The 2,053-nt window shown below is 47.2% G+C and carries 2 protein-coding genes; both read left to right on the top strand.

Going from position 1 to position 2,053, the window contains the following annotated elements; translation table 11 throughout:
• A partial coding sequence (gene nhaD, locus Q0546_RS00950; protein WP_298789688.1) for a sodium:proton antiporter NhaD occupies window positions 1-818 on the top strand: 818 nt, incomplete at its 5' end.
• Window positions 819-827: 9 nt separating this feature from the next.
• On the top strand, window positions 828-2,053 hold a 1,226-nt coding region (gene guaA / locus Q0546_RS00945; protein ID WP_298789686.1), incomplete at its 3' end, for a glutamine-hydrolyzing GMP synthase.

The following is a 2,053-nucleotide window of genomic DNA, read 5'->3' as shown; positions in this document are numbered from 1 at the left end:
CATGGAGTCCGTTTGGCTATATCACGACTCTGATGGCGTGGGCTGCGGGCAAGGCTCCTTTTATCGACTTTTTCGCACTTTTTCCTGCTTCTATTATCGGCTGGCTAGTTACAGCGTTTTTGCTAGTGCGCATAGTGCCCGCTGGGAGCCCGCACTTTGATCCGGCCGCAGAGCCGAAAGTAAGCATCAAAAAAGGCGGTAAAGTCGTTATCGGCCTTGGCGCATTTACGATATTTTCGGCTGTTATGATGCATCAGCTTTTCCATCTACCTGCGATGTGGGGCATGATGTTTGGCTTCTCGCTTCTTAGTATTTACACCTACATCTACAAAAAAACAAACAAAAACGAAGAGCCTATGCATGTCTTTCACTATATGTCAAAGATCGAAAACAACACGCTTTTATTCTTTTTCGGTATCCTTGCGGCCGTGGGCGCGCTACACTTCGTCGGATTTTTAAACTACGCCGTTTCGCTTTATGATAAATTTGGCGCTACGACCGTAAATATCGGCGTTGGCTTCCTGTCTGCTATCGTGGATAACGTCCCTGTTATGTCCGCCGTGCTAAAAGCAAATCCTATGATGGGCGCGGATGTGGGCGAAAATTTAAGCCAGTGGCTACTAGTTACCTTGACTGCCGGTATCGGCGGATCTATGATAAGCTTCGGTTCGGCTGCGGGCGTTGGCGTTATGGGCAAACTAAAAGGCATCTATACCTTCGGCGCGCATATGAAATGCGCATGGACCGTGGTTGCCGGCTATATCGTATCGGTCGTGATCTGGTACATACAGTTTGAAATTTTTCATTTATATTTTTAAAGGGCAATCATGAATAACACGATAATAGTTTTGGATTTTGGCTCGCAGTACACCCAACTAATCGCTAGACGCCTACGCGAGCAAGGTGTTTATACCGAAATTTTGCCTTTTAACGCTAAGGTCGATGAGATTAAAGCAAAAAAACCCAAAGGCATAATCCTAAGCGGCGGTCCTGCTAGTGTTTATGCTCCGGATGCGTATTTTTGCGATGAGGGCGTTTTTAAGCTAAAGCTGCCGATTTTGGGCATTTGCTACGGCATGCAGCTTTTGGCGCATAAATTTGGCGCCGAAGTCGCTCCGGCTTCTCACAAAGAGTACGGTAAAGCAAGCCTTAACGTCCTAAAATCTCATCCGCTTTTTACCGATACGCCTGAAAAGCAAACTGTCTGGATGAGCCACTCCGACCTCGTAAAAAATTTGCCAAACGGCTTTGAAGCGATCGCGACGAGCGAAAATTCGCCTTATTGCGTATTTGGCGATGAAAAGCGCAAATTTTATGCGTTGCAGTTTCACCCAGAGGTACAGCACAGCGAGTTCGGTACTCAAATTTTAAAAAATTTCGCTAAATATATTTGCGGCTGCGAAAGCACGTGGAATATGGGCAGCTTTGCTAAAACCCAGATCGCTAAAATCAAAGAAACTGTGGGCAATAAAAAGGTCCTTTGCGCCGTTAGTGGTGGCGTAGATAGCTCCGTAACTGCAGCGCTTTTAGCCGCTGCGATACCGCAAAATTTGATCCTGGTTTTCGTCGATAACGGACTACTCAGAACTGGCGAGCGCGAGCAGGTTGAAGCGACCTTTAGAACCAAGCTTGGCGTGGAGCTAGTTAGCATAGACGCGAGTAAAACTTTCCTAGAAAGGCTAGCAGGCGTAACCGATCCAGAGAAAAAACGCAAGATCATCGGTGAAACTTTCATCGAAATCTTTGAAAAAGAGGCCAAAAAGCACGATAACGTCAAATTTTTAGCCCAGGGTACGCTCTATACCGACATCATCGAAAGCTCGGTCGTTGGATCTAGTAAGACGATCAAAAGCCACCACAATGTGGGCGGACTGCCTGATTGGATGAGCTTTGAGCTGATCGAGCCTTTAAGAGAAATCTTTAAAGACGAAGTACGCCAGCTAGGCCTTGAGCTCGGTCTTTCGCGCGAGCTCGTGTTTCGTCATCCATTCCCTGGACCGGGCCTTGCGATCCGCATAATGGGCGAGGTAAATACGCCGAGCCTCGAGCTACT

The sequence above is a fragment of the uncultured Campylobacter sp. genome, assembly GCF_937997465.1.
GTDB lineage: Bacteria > Campylobacterota > Campylobacteria > Campylobacterales > Campylobacteraceae > Campylobacter_A.
Note: the sequence above shows the minus strand (reverse complement) of the source record. Positions and strands in the feature narration are given on the sequence as shown.